We start from the raw sequence: 17,974 nt of genomic DNA, 5'->3' as shown, positions 1-17,974 counted from the left end.
CTTAGTAGGCGATAGATATGACTGATTTAGCTGGAGGAATCACTATTCCAGACGCACCAACGATTACTGATGAACACAAGAAGCTGGTAGAAGAAGCACGCAAAACGTTAGATGACAGTAGTGAGGCTATACCATTTGCGCTATTAGGAACACAAGTAGTTGCTGGGACAAACTATTGGATCTTGTGCAAAGTCAACATGTTTGGGCCCACACAGAGCAAAAAATTAGTGACTTACAAAATCAACAAAAATCCACAAGATGAAGTGACGCTTTTGGAAGCGGAAACATTCGAGTTTTTGATTGACCCAACTTTTTAAAATACTTCCCCACTTTCCCATACGGTCGATAAGAGAAGATGTTCATTCTACTATCAACTATATGGGATTTTTATTATCTCAAGAACTGTCTTTACTGTGATAGAAAAACCATCTTTCCATCATTTACAGAATCAATCCGCTATATCCGTTGAAAGATCAGCAACGACTTCATAATAATGATCGCCCCAATCGCAGATATGTTGGACGATCGTTGAGAGTTCGCGCCCGATCTCGGTCAATTGATACTCTACTTTTGGCGGGACTACGGGATAGACTTTACGTGTGAGTAAATGATCGCTTTCTAATTCTCTTAATTGGCGAATCAACATTCGCTGGTTGATGTCTGGTAACATTTTTTCAATCTCACTTAATCGTAAAATCGGTTGTTGTAAAAAACATCAAATCAAGACGATCTTGTATTTTCCACTCAGGACGTGCATGGCTAAATCTTTCGTATTGGTAAACTCTTTTTCATGGTATTGATACATAAAGAACCTCACTTTGATTTATTTATTCGACAGCAATAGTTGCTATTATACAAATCTTACCAATGGAAGTAAAGAAATTGAGGATACTGACAAGTTTGTCAGTTTTGTTTCTCAACACAGCCTATGATACGATGAAGTGGAAAGATTGCGGTTTCGCTCGCTAACTAAGAACCAGACGAGCGGAATAAGAAAGAAGGAAGAAAAATGAAAAGTAGAGCTGCCGTAGCATTTGAACCAGGAAAACCGTTAGAAATCGTTGAAATCGATGTTGCTGATCCGAAACCGACGGAAGTCATGGTAAAAATTTTGTACACTTCTGTCTGTCATACAGATGCGTTTACCTTATCAGGGGAAGATCCAGAAGGAGTTTTTCCTGCGGTCTTAGGTCATGAAGGCGCCGGTATCGTTGTCAAAGTTGGTGATGACGTGTCATCTGTTGAAGTGGGGGACCATGTGATTCCGTTGTATACGCCAGAATGTGGAAAGTGTGAGTTTTGCTTGTCAGGAAAAACCAATCTATGCTCTGCTGTCCGTGAAACGCAGGGAAAAGGTCTAATGCCAGATGGTACGACACGTTTTTCTTACAAAGGCGAGCCGATTTATCACTATATGGGTACGAGTACGTTTAGTGAGTATACTGTCGTCAATGAAATCAATTTGGTGAAAATCACAGAGGATGCTCCTCTAGATACCGTTCCACTATTAGGGTGTGGCGTAACGACAGGGTTAGGTGCTGTTGACAACACGGCAAAAGTTGAAGAAGGTGCTGTCACAGCTGTTTTTGGACTAGGAGCGATTGGTTTAGCAGTAATCCAAGGCTTGAAAAAAGCTAATGCTAAACGAATCATTGCAATCGATATGAACCCTGAAAAATGGCCGTTAGCTAAAAAAATGGGCGCAACGGATTTTGTTGATCCTAAAACACACGATCGTCCAATCCAAGAAGTCATCGTAGAAATGACCCAAGGTGGCGTAGATTATAGTTTTGAGTGTATTGGCAATGTGGAAGTGATGCGTTCCGCGCTTGAAGCATGTCACAAAGGCTGGGGCGAAAGCATCATTATCGGTGTAGCCGGAGCTGGAAAAGAAATCCACACGCGTCCGTTCCAACTAGTGACTGGTCGTGTCTGGCGTGGTTCGGCTTTTGGCGGTGTCAAAGGGCGAAGCCAATTGCCAGGTATGGTGGAAGATTACTTGAACGGTGGAATTGATTTAGATTCATTCATCACCCATCGTTTAGATTTTACACAAATCAATGAATCACTTGAGCTGTTGCATCGTGGAGAATCCATTCGTACTATGCTCACTTATGGAGGTGATACTGATGGAACTACAGAAAATTGAAACACATCGGTCGTTTGGCGGGCAACAAATCAAATATCGTCACCTGTCAGAAACGCTACATTGTGAGATGACATTCAGCGTGTATCTACCAGAAACCACTGTTGAAAATCAAGAAATCCCACTCATTTGGTGGTTAGCTGGTTTAACAAGTACAGATGATAATTTTAGTATCAAAGGTGGATTCCAACGCTATGCAGCAGAACAGCAAATCGCCTTCGTCATGCCGGACACATCGCCTCGGGGGGATGTTGCTGACAGTGAAGATTGGGATCTCGGTCAAGGGGCTGGCTTTTACTTGAATGCAACACAAGAACCTTGGAAGAAAGACTTCCAAATGTACGACTACCTTACGAAAGAGCTGACTGAGATCATCTACTCCTTGATCCCAAATCTTTCTGGAAAAGAAAGTATCATGGGTCATTCCATGGGTGGGCATGGTTCGTTAGTGATCGGTCTGAAAAATCCAGCACGCTTTGCTTCGATCTCTGCTTTTGCACCAATTTCGAACCCCTCAAACGTACCATGGGGACAAAAAGCATTCACTGCTTATCTAGGTCCTGACCAAGCGACATGGAGTGAATGGGATGCCACTGAGCTGATCAAAAAAGAAACAACCAGTCAACCGCCTATCCTGATCACACAAGGGACGGCTGATCCATTCTACGAAGTCCAGCTCAATGAAGAAGCTTTTTTATCAGCAGCAGAATCAGTGAAACACGAAGTTTTCTACCGAAAAGAAGAAGGCTATGATCATAGCTACTTCACCATTGCTACATTTGTAGAACAACATATTGCTTTTCATGCGAGCTATTTGAAACAGTGAAAAGACCATTGTAAGAGATGGAATGTGAGTCAGACAAACGAGCAACTAACTGGAAAATCAGAGGAAGACAGAACGATGCAACTATAAGCAATAAGCAGTGAAACCTGAAATTTTTTTTGAGAGATACCTCTTTAGTTTGACTAGATCGTGCACAGAGCCACGAAAGCCAATTAGTGAAAGGAGTTCTGCCGGATACTAGTTTCAATTGTTTATAGCGGTGTAATTCTGTGAGTCAAAATTAAAAAATAAAATTAACAGGTTTACTTTTTAGAATAGATGTGTTAACTTAATTAAAGTTTCGGAGGATCCAAAGGGATTAGATAAGAATATTCTTATCTAATCCCTTTTTGTGTTCTTGCATTAAAAAATATTAGGAGGCGCATATGAAAAATCTATTCAAATATTTAACGATTACTTTGGGGCTGTGGATACTATCAATTAGTATCAATATGTTTTTTGGCCCACATTATATTGCTGCTGGAGGAACGAGTGGTCTAGGAATATTACTTGAATACCTTGTTCAAGTAAATCGTTCACTCGTCGTGCTAGCATTAAATTCAGTTATGTTGCTATTAGCAATCATTTATTTAGGTAAACAAGTATTTATGAAAGTTTTATATGGCAGCTTAGTTCTACCGTTATTGTTAACTTATGTACCTAAAATAATGTTTACTGAAAATAAAATTTTATCGATCGTTTTGGGGAGTCTAATTTTTTCTGTAGGTATGTCCATTGTTTATTCACAAAATTCTTCTAGTGGAGGAACGTCCATTCCACCGATAATTTTAAAAAAATATTTCAATATAAAACTCTCTACAGGCTTGTTTTTCATAGATGGTATAGTCATACTGCTAAATTGGAGTATTTTTGGTTTTGATCAATTTTTACTTGCCTTGACTTCAAATATTCTAGTTTTTCTAACGATGAACCTATTCTCTAAGATATCCTATAAATCTATTGAGAATAGACAAACTTCTTAGAGGTGGATAATTTAGTTATTCTTGGAGTTTAGGAGATACTGTAACGCTCTTTGACAATTTCTAGTGGATCACCGAAGCGTTCAGCGATTTTCGGAAGGCTCAATCCTTGCGCATATAGACGATTGAAGACACCTTGAATGCTTTCTGAAACTTCAACGATATGTTTATCGTAGTCGTAAAAACGAAACACTTTTTGTCCCCAGTCATAGGTCAATGTATCGTGGATCACTTCGATTTCTGAATCAGAAGTTGTAAGTAAAAAGCCTTTCCACTTGATTTTATTCATGATTTCATCTCCCTGAACTTGATCGAGCAACTATAGCATGAGAATTTTAGACTGTATTGTAAATACACGACATCTCACTTTGCTCACGACGTATCATCTAATCCAAAGGTTGTGCTTTGAACTCTTTACAAAGCTGGACAAATTCGAGTGGTGTAAAGCCGATATGTTTTTTTTAATCTTTGATCAAGTGAGACTGATCGTAGTAATGCAACGCAATTAACTTTTTTTCACTAGCGTGAGGATCGGTTAGTATTTTCAAGCAGTACTGAAAACGCAATGTAAGCAACATCAGTTGCGGTGAAATGCCATAATACTTCTTAAATAACTGTTGGCATTGCCGTGTGCCTACAACTAAATCCTGACACAAATCTTGAATTGTAGAAGCAGGGATTTGGCTAAATCGATCAATCAATTTGATAAACTGGTTTGGTGTATGTCCTTCAATCAATTGATGGAGGTAATCAATAAAATATTCTTTTTGTTGAGAATAGGATAGGGAGAAGAAATAGTCGAGGTTGAAAGGTATCTTAAACTCACTAATTGCTATAGAAATCATACTCTGTTTTACTGATACCTGAAAATTCGATGATTGCTTTTTGAAATCAATGAAAAGATCGATACACCCATCTGGAATGATCAAATCATTCACTTCGTAGGAATCCTGAGTCAAGGATTGGTGTTCCCATAGACAAATCACAAAGTCTTGTAATGAGGGAATGACAATTGCTGGATACTTGAAATATTTCTGATAGATTGGGTTGACGATATAGGGTACTTGAATTGGAGAATACATGGATCACCTACTTGTTTATGGTTCTGTTCCTTTCTATCAATTATAGCATGTTGATGAGATGTATCTGTCTATATCACTAAAGTAAGTACGCAATTGGGATTGTCGGTGATAGTGTCAGCGTATCTAGGCGAAATGAAAAAAGGCGTTGGATTGCTATTTGTCGCTAAATAGGATGCTGGTGTGAAAAAATCAAAGAGATAAGCAGAGATCTGTTAATTGGTAGAGGGGTAAATGAGTGGATTGGCTAAGGGAAAAAATATGTATGCTCAAGCTAGACAGTAAAAACCTAGGATAGATACCACAGTGATCGCTGGTTCTTATCCTAGGTTTTTGACTATTCTGACTGGTTATAAGGTTACGCATTTACCGTTCTGATTTCTCATCTTCTATTCCATAGGTAAGTGATTGTTAAAGTGAATAAAATAGTCGTTGTTAATGTTAACAGTATTGGTGAAAGAGAAAACTCTCCACGTTGATCCCAATAAATTATTTAATTGGATATGAACAAAATATTCAACATGTATTTCTTCTACGTATTATCTGACGAAGGAGAAAGACATGTTTTTTTATTTATTGGATTTGTTTTGTAGGATACTAGAGCAAGGAAGACAAAAAACGATAATAGCAAATGGATTTTAAGGGAGATCAAGAACTTGAGTTTATGGATAATAAGCAAGAATACATGAACAAATTGTTATAAATAAGTTGGTTCTATGTAAGGTGTATCAGCTTTTTTGGATCATACATGGTTAATAACTAATAAGATTGGTCAGTTAGCAAAAATACTCCTTTTTATTTAAAGAATGACTTTGTTGGTAATGCTGTTTATAACAGTAGGGTTCATTTGGAATCCTGAAAAAAATATAAAAATGGGTACAAATGATCATTTAGAAAGCGTTGTGTAACTATTGAATAAATCATAACTACCATAAGGTTAAGAAGCAAAATAGAACGTTAAAATCTGTCACTTTTACGTTCGTTTTTTCTTTCAAGGAGAAACAATATAGTTTATCATTCCGATTGGTTGTGTTATTTATATGTAAGTATAAAGAAAAGTGTTCATTTAAAAAATGAGGTGGAAAATTGAAAGACTTACAATTGGCATTTATCAGTAATCGAACGACGAGTCGTTTGTTTCGAATATTGAGTATGATTGAACGAAGACGATTGTTTACGATTGGAGAATTGGCCGAAAAACTGCAAGTGACAGAACGAACGATTGCCAATGATATCAAGTACATCAAAGACTATTTTGATGATTGTATCAGTTTAGATTCAGGAAATAGTGGAATCTTTTTTGAAGAAAAAAAAGCTTCGATGTATCAAGAAAAAAAGCAGAAATTACTTGAGAATGAGTGTCTATTTGAAATCATCGGGAATATTTTTTTAGGAGAATTATCAACAATCGATGAACTTGCCCATCACTATCATTTTTCAGAGAGTACCTTTCGCCGGCTATTGAATCGAACAACCACAGTATTGAAGAGCTATGGACTGCAGTGGGCATCCAACCCGTTGTCGATTGAAGGAAGAGAAGCTAATTTGCGAAAATTCTTCAAAGATTTTTATTATGAAGGAGTAGAAACGCCCTATACGCTTGTTCCTGATATTGAATTACATGAATTGGTTTTAAAAAAATTAAGCAATAAATTGGGCCAAGATGAGGTTGGATCTGGAACTACGCCAGCAGCCTTTTATTATACTTTTTATATCGCAATCAAACGTGCGGGACTGGGTTTTTCTATAGAGATTCCAAGAAAATTAGCGAAATTAGCATACAAAGCAAAGAATTTTTCTCTCCTTCATTCTTTGAAAGATGACATCAAGAAACTTTATAAGGTCGAATTATCAAAAGAAGAATTCGCTTGGATTTATTTAGTCACTGTCTGTAAACGTACCCTAGATCATGAAGAATCAGAGAAAAAGTTTTATAAAGATTTTCATGAAGGCACAGAAATTTCTCAACTCACGAATCGATATTTAAAGGAATTTGATTTCCCTAAAAATATTGATCAAAAAATCACAACATTCTTACGCTCGTTTTTTCTATCTAGAAAAATAAATGATTTGTTATCACCTGTCTTAAATAAAGAGGCGATAGAGATAAAAAAAGCAGTCATACGCTCAGATAATGAGAATTATCAGCGGAATTTAGGTTTTTTTAAAAAAGAAAGGAAAAGCTACTCTATTTCTTCAAAATACATGGAAGATATAAGTGTGAGTTTAACGATTTATAGTAATTTGATTTTCGATTTTTATTTACCAAGTAAAACAATTTACTTTCTTCTGGAAGGGGATCATTTTGTTTGTCAACAAATTATAACTCGTGTACGTCAACAATTTGGGAGTAAACATACATTAGTTTTTTTACCGCTTTATTATCTAGCAGAAGAAGTATTGAACGCCGCACATATTGATTTAATTGTGACAAACTACAATCGCTATCTTTTAGATTACATCATTGAGAGCGATTTTCTTTTGTTAAAAGCTGTTCCAGATGAACATGATTGGCAACGATTAGAAAGAAAAATAAATCCTTATCGTAAAAACTATAATTAATATTTTTCCACAGTTGCTAATAAAAATAGCGACTGTTTTTTTTCATTTATTTCAGACGTTAATGAAATAGATGATTTTATTTCATTAAAAAATCAATGTAATCTTAGTGAAGTAATAAACATGCAAGTTGACTTACAGAATTTTTGAAAGAGAGTTATCTTCGAGCCAATAAAAAATGACAGTTGATAAAAAGAATGTCTAAACTTTGTTCGCTATAAGTTTCTAATAAGAATAATACAGTAGGTCAAATACTAGGAGGAGTGGTATGAACATAAATACAATTAGCCGAATCGTTGGAAAGTTATTATTGATCATGGTTTTGCTTTTACCCCAGCTCCCATTTCAACTAACCTATGCACATGATTATTCAAGCTCTTCTGATAATCATGAAGTAGCAGCAATTACGGAATATCCAGAAAAGCAAGAAGAATCGGGAAAAAAAGAAAGTGAAGAGGTAAGTAATCGTGCTACTGAATATCGTTTAGAATTAGTTGCAAGCCCACTAGCTGGTGGTAATCCTAGACGAACTGATTCGTCAGGATCGAATGTGGTATGGCTCCAGGTAGGACAGAGCATGGGTAATATGCACGCGTTCCCCAATCCCGGTTACCGATTTTTACGCTGGGAAGTCGTTTCAGGTCCAATATTCATATTTAGTCCAAATATCCCAGATCTTGCTGTAAGCCAAAGTGAAGCTGGAAACTCTGTGATTCGTGCAGTCTATGAATCGGTTCCAGGTGGGAATATTACTGTAAAGCATGAAGATGAGGAAGGAAATCAATTAGCTAATCCTAGCGTGCTGACTGGATTAGTTGATCAAACCTACACAACCGAAGCGTTAAGCATTAGTGGTTGGCAATTGAGTAAGACTCCCGAAAATGCCTCTGGGACTTTTAGAGTAGAAGAACAAACGGTTGTCTATACTTATGAGCCTGAACAGAATCTATGGGGAACGGTCCCTTGGTCGTATGAGGAAGGAACGGAAACAATCACATTATATGGTGGGGAAGCTGGCGAAGTAGCAGATGCTCCATGGAAAACCTACTCTTCGGTCAAACAAATTATTGTGGAAGATCAAGTGATACTACCAGAAAATTCAGAGAGGCTGTTTTCAAGCTTACGAAATCTGGAAGTAATTGAGAATATTGATAGATTGAATGTTTCAAATGTCGAAAACATGATGAATATGTTTTCCAATGCGTCAAGTCTAAGAGAATTAGATTTACTTAATTGGGATACATCAAATGTAATAAATATGAGCGGGATGTTCAGTTTCACAACTTCTTTGATTGAGTTAGATTTGAATAATTGGAACATGTCGAATGTAACCGATATAAGCTATATGTTCAATGGTACTTCCTCGTTGAAAACGTTACATGTGTGTGATTGGGATACGTCGAATGTCACAACTATGAGTGGCATGTTTCAAAATGCAAATTCCTTAATCGAATTGGATATAAGTAGCTGGAATACATCTAAGGTAACTAATACGAGCTTCATGTTCCAATCTGCAAACTCAATCACAGAACTAGATTTAGGAAATTGGAATACCTCAGCTTTATTTTCTACTATGTTTATGTTCAATGGTGCAAATTCTTTAACAAAATTAGATATCAGTAATTGGAATACAGCAAGCTTAAGTTTAGTTGTAGCTATGTTTAATAATACATCTTTAAAGACAATCGTTCTGGGAGAAAAAACGGTTTTCCCACCCACGTCATCAGCTGGTTCGACAAATTTGCCACAGATTGAAATAACTGATCAATATACAGGACGGTGGGTTTTAGAAGAAAGTTTAACGAGCGGAACTGGGGTTATCGCCTTTGAAAACTCAACCGAGTTTATGAATAACTATGATGGCACTTATCCAGGTACGTATATCTGGGAGCCAGTTCCTCCTGAACAACTCATTGCCAAATTTGACCCTGTGAGTGACCAATCTGTAGCGATTCATGGTCATGCCACAGAATCAGTTGACCATTTGACGATTACCTATAAAAACACAGAAGGAAGTACAGTAGTTCTTGAAAAAGATTCTCCTCGCATCGTCTGGGGAGAGTATCAAGATACCCAGGAGAAGGTTCGCTCGTTCCAAATCAATTTGACAGAAAATGAACGGCTTGAAACGGGGTCAACGGTCGAAATCAAACTATCCAAACCTTCAGGAGACACAACTGGTGATGTAGCAGAAGAGCAAACAGTCATCAAAGGGATTGATTATCGGAGCAATAACTTTACGTTAGATCGTTCTAAGCTCAATGAGTTAGCTACTGTCGAAGCATTACATGCGCTTATTCTTCAAGAAAGTCGTGCACAAGCAAAAAATATCTTATCTGAAGAAGACATGACCAATGATTTTCGCATCGTTGAGACCGATCTTTCGTTAGATAGCGAAGAAGACGGAAGTTACTACGCGATTCTTGAAGTCGGCAATAAAGCGTATCAAATGACGATTGATATTGATCTTACCTCCAAAGTTGAACATTTAAGGGTAACGATCCCTGTCAAAATGATTTTTGAATCATTGTATGACGAAGAAGAATCAAACCGCCAGTTTGAGAGCCAAACCTATGAGATCCACAACCAATCTTCGGTAGCTATTGATACGTATATCAACCAAGTTGCTATTGATGATTCTGCTGGAATCGTTCTTTTAAAAAAAGGGGAAGATCCACTGGATTATGCAGAAAGTGCAGTGGAAGATCCTAGTTATGAGGATATTACGAAGCCACTGTTGCGCTTGCATCTCCAAACGCAGGAGACAAAAAAACAGTTATACGCAACGATGCCAGAGCAACATTTGATTCGTTTATCTGAAGGAGATCGTACCCCCCTTTCCTTATCGGGAGAATTTTATGGGAATTATCCACGGTGGATTGATCATCCTGAACTTGAGCAAGGGGGCTATTACGAGAGCACACTTGTACCTAATTACCGAATCGTGTTACGATTCGTCCCACGAATTTAAAGAAAAAAATAGTTAACAAGGAGGTGAAGCCATTGGAGGAAACGAACCAAGCACAAAATAAGAATAAGCGTAAATGGCTCTTGTGGTTTTTGCTATTTTCGTTGATTGCCGGTGGTCTTGCCTATTATTTCAATCAATCAAAAGATCAGGTTCCATTGATCAGTGCGGATCTTTTACCAGCAGTTGGTGATGCCTCTGATCAACGCTTGGCGAAACGTGCGCAAGAAGTAGCCGATGCCAATTATTTTACATTACAAATCAATCCAGAAGCCGTCTTTGAGAACGGACAGAGTGAAGGCTCGATCGAGATTGTCAATCCTGGGACGAATGTTTATCCGATCGCAGTTGATATTTCTTTACTCTCTACTGGAGAGTTGATTTATTCTTCGGGTGCCATCCATCCAAACCAATTCGTAGAGAATGTAAAATTGGAAAAACAATTAACTAAAGGAGAGTATCCTGCTAAAGCCACCGTTAATATTTATGATCCTGAAACGAAAGAAAAACAAGGGGTCACTGAGGCGGAAGTAATGATTATCGTTAAAAACTAAAAAAAAAGAAAATGAGGGAATTTAGATGAAAAAAATAGTAGCAGCACTTATAAGTACAGCAACAATCGCAGGGATTATGGCAACTGGGACAATCGCTAGAGCGGAGCAAGTGATTGACGGGCGTGAAGGAGAGACGTCAGGAGACGTTCTTGTACGGGGGATCATCGGTGAATTCGATAATACGACACCTGGACCAAATCCTGAGGATTTGGATCAATGGATCAATGTGACGATTCCAACAACCGCCTTATTTTACACAACAAAAGCCTCAAATCATACCACAATTACGTCACCTGAACACACGATTACGAATAATTCTGCTGTTGGCGTGATTGCTTCCGTTTCTGGCGTAGATACACCAACGAATATGGCTGAAGTAGACTCATTGAAAGTGAATACGATTGATTTGTTTGAAGATGGCAAGCCAACAGAAACGGTAGCTGAACTTTTCAGACTCCAAGGAAATCAAGGGACGAATGAAGGAAAATTTACTTTCACTGGTAAAGTCACGCCGGTCAATGCCTCAGCAGAGTTAAACCCAACATTTAAATTAGTTTTGAGTTTCTCTCCTAATGTAGCATAAAAAAGAATCACTTAAATCCCAAAAAGAAGGGATCAATCGTATGCAAAGAAGAATGAAGTTGTTCTATATCACGGGACTATTCTTTATTATCGCTAATGGATTGCTTACTGAGGTAGTTGGTGCAGATACGACAACGGGACAAATCACTGTCACTGGACGAATTGGAGAAGACACTAGCACAGAAAAAAGTATAACGATCAATGGATCACATGGAAACGAGGACAAGAAGCACACCCTTGTCGCTGATATTTCCGAACTAAAACAAGGGAAGCTACCAAAAACAAACGCTTTGAGCGGTCAGCGTTTCTTGTGGCTTGGCTATTTACTCGTTACCGCCTGGCTTGTTATTTCGACTAGAAAGAATCATCGCTCAGGTAACAAACGTCCGAAAAAGAATAGTTACTAAAAACAAAATAATAAAGAAGAAACAAACCAATAGGTCTCCGTCATTGAAAGGGGCTTATTGGTTTGTTCGTTTCATGGTGGATGTATATGCCGAATGAGCACAACTTCTAGTTGTAAAAACAGAAAAATTCTTGCTTTGCAGAAAAAACATTTTTGATATTCCATTTTGCTTTCAGGTATGATCGCTTTATAAAAGGAAGGCGTGTTAGATATGAAAAAAATTATGCAGCTCAATTTGGTATTTTTTTTAGGAGGAATAATAGGCTTACTCTTTGTACGTTCAACAACAAGTGAAGCGACAATGCATGATTTCCAAACAAATCTTGGAATCGGAGTGAAAGAATCGGTCAATGGGATTTTACTGGAAGATGGTGAATCATTAGCCGATAACGTCCATCATTTTATCAGTGAAGATGGGGCGTACTATGTCGTAAACAAGGAAAATCGTAAAACAGTGGAGGTAAGAACGTGGTACCAATTTCGAAATGCTATCAATGATCAAAATGTCAGCGTTATCAATGTGTCAGCTAGCTTCAATACGACCTTTCATTCGTTGGATACGATTGATCGCCCATTGACGATCAATTTTATCAATGCTGCTCGTATAGATTTAGAAAATAATCATGCACTCAAGCTGGCAAAGCATTCTACTTTAGAAATCAAAGCGAACGCCAAGTCGCCTATATTTGTTAGTCAAAATCAATTAAAGCAACCATTTATCCAAAGTTCTTATGGGAGTACGATTCGTCTAGAAGGTGAGGTGGTCATCGGAGATGGTTCAACTGAACTGAGAGAGCAACCTTTTATTCGAACAGAAGGATTGATCGAGGTTCCGTCTGGCTCCAATGTAAGGATATATGAAGCAATCGAAGCAAATGATTTATTTGTGATCAACTATGGTCGTTTAGAATTACGCGCACATGAAATCACCCCCATAAAAATGGGGATCAATGGGACGATTAGAGTCGGTGAATTTTCTTCGTTAAAAGTGACGCATGGGGGGAGTCATTCAGTGATCAAAATGACTGGCGGGGAGATTTTTTTTGATAATCCGTACAGTATACATTTAAAACAGACTGGCTTCGGTGGGCTTGTCGCTCCATTGATCGATTCTTCTGCCGTACTCATGGAAATCAATGCCGTGAGAAACGCTTTTTGGGAGAATTATAATATGAGTTTTCGTCCCACCCATGTTTGGAATAGTCAATTACAGACACGACTGGGTGGCCCCCATGGTTCGCAAGTTCTTCGTTCAAATTCAGTTAGTTTTGAAAATCATTTTTTAGGATTTGATTCTTATCGAGAATATACTGCTGGAATGGAGATGCCATTATTTCCTGATACATTCCCGGAGTAACATGATTGAAGTAGAAATCACAACAGCTTTTGAAGAACCTTGAAAGAATCAATTAAAAAATTTCGTATAGTTACGAAAAAACACTTTTGATTCAATGTGAGTTCTTCGTTAATCTTAAATTATCAAATGAATGGAGGAAAGAAAATGAAACGAATGACTCTGATGAGTACCTTATTATTAAGTGGTATGCTCCTTGCTGGCCCAATTTCAGTAACGAATGTCGCTGCAAGTGAAATCGTACCAGAAGCACAATTATTGACAGAAGGCGAAACTGCTGGTGGTGTTTTTCTGAAAGATGGGGAAACATTATCAATGTATGGGGAAACATTTACAAATGATGAAGACGTGGAATTTTTTGTAGATGATCAAAATCGCACAACTGCATCCGTAAGAACATGGTCTGGATTTAGAAGTGCCATCAATAATTCAAATGTGTCAGTAATCAATGTCACTTCAAGTTTCAATAGCGCTTTAACTAGTCTAAACACAGTCAATCGAGCGGTGACAATCAATTTCCTCAATAATTCGACTATCAATATGAATAATAATCATTCCCTACATGTAGGGTTTGGTGGACATGTTCATTTTAACTCTAGCTCGAATCGACCAATTGTTACAAACGGAAACCAAGTCAGACAACCATTTATACAAGGTGTCTCTGGTTCAACAGTAAGTTTTTCTGGGAATACGTTGGTTGTTGGGAATGAACAAACAAGACAGAGACAACAACCATTTATCCGAACAGATGGTCTAGTGCAAATCGACTCTGGCTCCCAAGTGATCATGAATGAAGCCATCGTGGCGAATCAATTGAATGTGATCAACAATGGTAGTTTGACTGTCAATTCGAATATTTTATCACCTGTACAAATTTCAACAAATGGTCGGATGTATGTGGGGGAATTCTCAACATTTAAAGCAGATCATACTGGTGGAGAGCCAGTAGTAAAAGTCCTTGGATCTGGACATTTAACAATTGATAATCCTTACCAAATCCATTTAAGACAAACGGGTTCTGCCGCTTATTCTAGTCCATTGATCCATACGTTAGGAACAAATATCCAGATCAATGCCGTTCGAAATGCTTTCTGGGCGAATAATAATTTTGGACCAACACCGACTCATGCTTGGACAGCTCATCTACAAACACAGTTAAGTGGTGCAAATGGGAGTCAAGTGGTTTCTTCGAACATCAATAGCTTTACACAGAATTTCTTAGGATTCAATGGTTATCGAGAGTATACTGCTGGAAGTGCTAGTCAGCTGTACCCAGATACATTTCCCTCAACTGAATCAATGAACGACTAACGTTATCACGTTTTTACTCCCTCAAAGATTATTTCCATTTGAGGGAGTTTTTTTTGTCTTAAAAATCGATACATATTTGCAAATCTAAACAACAAGCATTTCATGATACAGGTGCTGATAAAATAATCGTAAGCCAAGGTTAGGAGTAATCGTAGACATAGTTAAAATCTGCTTAGCAAAGACCCATTCGAAAGGCCATTGGAGTATGGTGGATTTATCATTCGCATATGGATGAGGGAAAGCTCGTTTTGTCAGCTAAAAAATATTGATTGATGATTTTCGGATTGATTTTTTCGAGTAAGCGATTCCAATCAGAAGCAGAAGGAATAGACCGAAAAAGAATACATTCTGTTACTTCTTGGAATTCTTCTACATGTTCAGGATGATTAGTGATCAAAAAATCTATCTTGTTTTTAAGAAGATAGTTCTTGTTTACTTCACTAGCGTTTGGATAGAACACACATTGATATTCCATAAAATATTTATTCGATATGGCTTCAATGAACTGTATGACATGATTATTGCCTTCAAAAAGAAAGGCAATATTTTTTTTGTTTTTCCAGTAGCGTTCTCGAATGGTTTCAACGTAGATCACTAGGCTAGAAGCGAAATCTACTAAAAAGTCATGAGAGTATAGCGAATGATAAGCCGAGCTGTTTTCTAGAAAATATTGGTACTTACGACACTCATTCGGGAAGATTTTTTTAATAAATCGATTGATATCTTGCGTATTTCGATTAGCAGAAATGCACAAATATTCTTTCAGTTTCGCGGTTGTAAAAAAAGATTCTAAAAAGATCAGATTGACGAGCTTATTTTCATCGCTACAGTCTAATATCTCTAGAAACTCTTTTGCAAGTCGTTTGCTTTCTGGCCACTGATTGTATGTTGAACAAAATTGTTTTTCAACAATGATATCACTCATTTTTCTCTGTGTAATAATGCTACAGAATAAGAAAATCAGTTCATCTTCAGGCAAACGGATGCCGTAATATTTTTCAATTACGTCATTTATTTTTTCGGCATGTACTTGTTGCATCCGATCAGTCAGGACACAGCGTAAGTGGTTATTTACGTTCACAGTATTTCCCTGCATGAATCGCTCAACCGAGATATAAAGTAAGTAAGTGTATAAGAAAAATGAGGTATTTCGATAGAAGTCATTCTTATACAGACAACTGATTTCATTCACCGCTTGCTGAGCGGAAACAGAAGGGAAGATGGTGTGCGGAGTGATTTCAGATTCATAAAAGAACGTGCAAAAAAAATGTCGTATATCTGCTTCTTGACCAATGATATTTACGGGATCATGCGTGATATCCAAATCAAAATGAACTAACTGTGATTGGATTTTTTTGAGGTATTTCAAGAGGGTCGTTTTAGAGAGATGTAACTGATCGGACCAATCGTCAAGGGTATATAATTCAGCAAAAAAAATTTTCTCAAGAATTAAAAAAAGTGGCTCGTTCTCAAGTAAAGCAGTTTTTTTCTCTTCGTAAGTAACTAATTTTAATTGTTTGAATACATACCCCTGATGGGTAGATTCAATCGTGATCGAATCTTCAAAATAATCTCGGATCTGACAGATATCTTTACCAATTGTTCTAGAAGTGCTCTCAGTAAGTATTGCTAAGTCATTCGCGTTGCAACAAGCATTCTTTTCAAATTCATTGAGGATTTGAAGCCATCGTATCAGTGGTTTATTGGTAATGAAATTCAGTTGGAATGTTTTCAATGTACCCACCTCTCATAGATCAGTTTAGTTTAGGGTAGTTGATTCTTTGTTTTAGGTGTAGCTAATTTTAAGTAAATTATATCTATTAAGTATAATTAGTAAATAGTAATAATTTCAGAGTATGGTGAAAAACGCTAATTGCGAAAGAATGCGTGTGTTGTTTAAAGTATATAATGTACTCTTCTAAAAAACAAACTTGAGTCATAAAAATGTTATTTAGAAGAAAATAAATGTAGTTACCTAGAATAGGAGGAATGAAATAAATGTGAAAAAGAAGCCTTGGTATTTGTTATGGACCATTTTATTGTTTCTTGGGATGCTTCATCAACCAGTTCAAGTCTTTGCGGCAGAAGGCTCCTCTGTAGAAACGAATAAGAATGTAGGGTTTTACGGAGAAATCGATTATGAAGGGGACCCTAAACCACAACCACCTTCTGAAGAGCAGGCGCAACCCTCAGATAGAGACGAATATGTACAGGTAAATGGACAATTACCAAAATTAAATCAAGTGATACCAAGTTACGGGTTGCTGGGTCTACTAATTCTTTTATGGGTCATTCGAACTTGGTTAAAACGAAGAGATAAGAAAATAAACGAGCAAGTCGCACTATCAAGTAGATGTTTTACAAAAAAATAAAATAAATAGGGAGAACGAATAAATGAAAGCATTAAAACTAGTATCAATGTCAGTGTTATTAGCAAGTCTAGCAACAGGAAGTATGGTTGTTCATGCAGACAATACAGATCAGGATGGAACACTAAAAACGAATGGACAGATCCAATATCGTGAAGCGGATGAGGACAACGGTGAAACAATTGATCCAAACCCGGGACCAGAAGAAGTCATCGTACCTCCTACTCAAGATGGTGCTTTTGCAATTGCATATGTTGGTGATTATGATTTTGGTTTACGTCAAAATTCAGCATTAGATCAATCTTATCCAGCTGCCGCTTGGTGGTTTGACATCGATGAAGAATCAACTGATTTTCCTAATCCTGATATGAATAGCCCATGGGTCAATGAAGCGACAAAACAAGCTGCACGTACACAATTTGCTCAAGTACGTGACTTACGTGAAGACCTAACAGGTTGGAACCTGGCATTGAAACAAGAAGCACAATTTACGAATGGGGAAAGAAGCTTAAATGGTGCTCAAGTCAAGTTTGCGAATGGGACAGCTCAAAATACAAGTGACGAATTACCAACGATAAATTCAGGTTTCACGTTGATTCCGGAAAATAGCCGAGTGATCATGACTGCCGGAAGCAACATAGGCTATGGACTAAGTACTGCCATGTGGGGAGATAAAACCAACTTAGTGCAAGACAGTGAAGTAGATGGAGGATTGGCTAATCCTTCTGTACAATTAAGTGTACCTGGCACAACACGTACAGATGCTAATTCCAAATATACGACTAATTTATTATGGACATTGTCTGCAACACCGGCAAATATCAATTAACTAGCTAGAGATTT

At 37.4% G+C, this 17,974-nt stretch carries 17 protein-coding genes; 13 read left to right on the top strand and 4 right to left on the bottom strand.

Features of this window, described 5'->3' with window-relative positions; translation table 11 throughout:
* Positions 1-17: 17 nt before the first annotated feature.
* Positions 18-317 carry a hypothetical protein gene (locus ACH0AK_RS08065; protein ID WP_023519146.1) on the top strand — a complete coding sequence of 100 codons (300 nt, stop codon included), beginning with the start codon at positions 18-20 and terminating at the stop codon, positions 315-317.
* A gap of 131 nt (positions 318-448) precedes the next feature.
* On the opposite strand, the gene ACH0AK_RS08060 is transcribed toward ACH0AK_RS08065, so the two are convergent.
* Entirely contained in the window at positions 449-697 is a 249-nt protein-coding gene (locus ACH0AK_RS08060) for a winged helix-turn-helix transcriptional regulator (protein ID WP_224434882.1), read from the bottom strand.
* A gap of 312 nt (positions 698-1,009) precedes the next feature.
* On the opposite strand from ACH0AK_RS08060, the gene ACH0AK_RS08055 reads away from it, so the two are divergent.
* The 3 genes from ACH0AK_RS08055 (at position 1,010) to ACH0AK_RS08045 (ending at position 3,952) form a co-directional block, all read left to right on the top strand.
* Positions 1,010-2,149 (top strand): S-(hydroxymethyl)glutathione dehydrogenase/class III alcohol dehydrogenase, encoded by a 1,140-nt coding sequence (locus ACH0AK_RS08055; protein WP_137072002.1) that lies wholly within the window; start codon positions 1,010-1,012, stop codon positions 2,147-2,149.
* On the top strand, positions 2,130-2,972 hold the full coding sequence (fghA, locus tag ACH0AK_RS08050) for an S-formylglutathione hydrolase (RefSeq protein ID WP_023519149.1): 843 nt from the start codon (positions 2,130-2,132) through the stop codon (positions 2,970-2,972). The genes ACH0AK_RS08055 and fghA overlap by 20 nt, the downstream gene beginning before the upstream one ends.
* Positions 2,973-3,355: 383 nt before the next feature.
* Complete coding sequence (locus tag ACH0AK_RS08045) at positions 3,356-3,952, top strand: YitT family protein (protein ID WP_023519150.1); 597 nt, start codon at positions 3,356-3,358, stop codon at positions 3,950-3,952.
* Between the two features lie 28 nt (positions 3,953-3,980).
* On the opposite strand, the gene ACH0AK_RS08040 is transcribed toward ACH0AK_RS08045, so the two are convergent.
* Together ACH0AK_RS08040 and ACH0AK_RS08035 are read right to left on the bottom strand one after the other, a co-directional pair.
* Entirely contained in the window at positions 3,981-4,238 is a 258-nt protein-coding gene (locus ACH0AK_RS08040; RefSeq protein WP_023519151.1) for a VOC family protein, read from the bottom strand.
* Between the two features lie 172 nt (positions 4,239-4,410).
* Positions 4,411-5,031, bottom strand: coding sequence for a helix-turn-helix transcriptional regulator (locus ACH0AK_RS08035; protein ID WP_023519152.1), 621 nt, complete (start codon positions 5,029-5,031; stop codon positions 4,411-4,413).
* Between the two features lie 1,083 nt (positions 5,032-6,114).
* Here ACH0AK_RS08035 and ACH0AK_RS08030 point away from each other — a divergent pair.
* From ACH0AK_RS08030 to ACH0AK_RS08000, 7 genes are all read left to right on the top strand, one after another.
* On the top strand, positions 6,115-7,590 hold the full coding sequence (locus ACH0AK_RS08030) for an AcpB/EbpR/MafR family transcriptional regulator (RefSeq protein ID WP_226076771.1): 1,476 nt from the start codon (positions 6,115-6,117) through the stop codon (positions 7,588-7,590).
* 265 nt (positions 7,591-7,855) lie between these two features.
* Complete coding sequence (locus tag ACH0AK_RS08025; protein ID WP_071866712.1) at positions 7,856-10,558, top strand: BspA family leucine-rich repeat surface protein; 2,703 nt, start codon at positions 7,856-7,858, stop codon at positions 10,556-10,558.
* Positions 10,559-10,590: 32 nt separating this feature from the next.
* On the top strand, positions 10,591-11,109 hold the full coding sequence (locus ACH0AK_RS08020; protein ID WP_010736247.1) for a hypothetical protein: 519 nt from the start codon (positions 10,591-10,593) through the stop codon (positions 11,107-11,109).
* A gap of 25 nt (positions 11,110-11,134) precedes the next feature.
* Positions 11,135-11,692: a hypothetical protein gene (locus tag ACH0AK_RS08015; protein WP_010736246.1), complete on the top strand. Its 558-nt coding sequence runs from the start codon at positions 11,135-11,137 to the stop codon at positions 11,690-11,692.
* A 40-nt stretch (positions 11,693-11,732) separates the two neighbouring features.
* On the top strand, positions 11,733-12,098 hold the full coding sequence (locus ACH0AK_RS08010; protein ID WP_010736245.1) for a hypothetical protein: 366 nt from the start codon (positions 11,733-11,735) through the stop codon (positions 12,096-12,098).
* Positions 12,099-12,308: 210 nt separating this feature from the next.
* Positions 12,309-13,454 carry a pectate lyase-like adhesive domain-containing protein gene (locus tag ACH0AK_RS08005; RefSeq protein ID WP_041684173.1) on the top strand — a complete coding sequence of 382 codons (1,146 nt, stop codon included), beginning with the start codon at positions 12,309-12,311 and terminating at the stop codon, positions 13,452-13,454.
* Between the two features lie 144 nt (positions 13,455-13,598).
* Positions 13,599-14,762 carry a hypothetical protein gene (locus tag ACH0AK_RS08000; RefSeq protein WP_023519158.1) on the top strand — a complete coding sequence of 388 codons (1,164 nt, stop codon included), beginning with the start codon at positions 13,599-13,601 and terminating at the stop codon, positions 14,760-14,762.
* Between the two features lie 217 nt (positions 14,763-14,979).
* Here the strand turns inward: ACH0AK_RS08000 and ACH0AK_RS07995 are convergent, their stop codons facing one another.
* Positions 14,980-16,497 (bottom strand): AcpB/EbpR/MafR family transcriptional regulator, encoded by a 1,518-nt coding sequence (locus ACH0AK_RS07995; protein WP_023519159.1) that lies wholly within the window; start codon positions 16,495-16,497, stop codon positions 14,980-14,982.
* A 265-nt stretch (positions 16,498-16,762) separates the two neighbouring features.
* Here ACH0AK_RS07995 and ACH0AK_RS07990 point away from each other — a divergent pair, with 265 nt between their 5' ends.
* Positions 16,763-17,134: an EF2685/EF0750 family sortase-dependent surface protein gene (locus ACH0AK_RS07990; RefSeq protein WP_023519160.1), complete on the top strand. Its 372-nt coding sequence runs from the start codon at positions 16,763-16,765 to the stop codon at positions 17,132-17,134.
* A 22-nt stretch (positions 17,135-17,156) separates the two neighbouring features.
* Positions 17,157-17,960, top strand: a complete 804-nt coding sequence (locus ACH0AK_RS07985; protein WP_071866713.1) for a WxL domain-containing protein — start codon at positions 17,157-17,159, stop codon at positions 17,958-17,960.
* Positions 17,961-17,974: the final 14 nt, after the last annotated feature.

Origin of the sequence: Enterococcus pernyi (assembly GCF_045371165.1) — a bacterium.
GTDB lineage: Bacteria > Bacillota > Bacilli > Lactobacillales > Enterococcaceae > Enterococcus_B > Enterococcus_B pernyi.
This window is presented reverse-complemented; position numbering and strand designations above follow the sequence as displayed.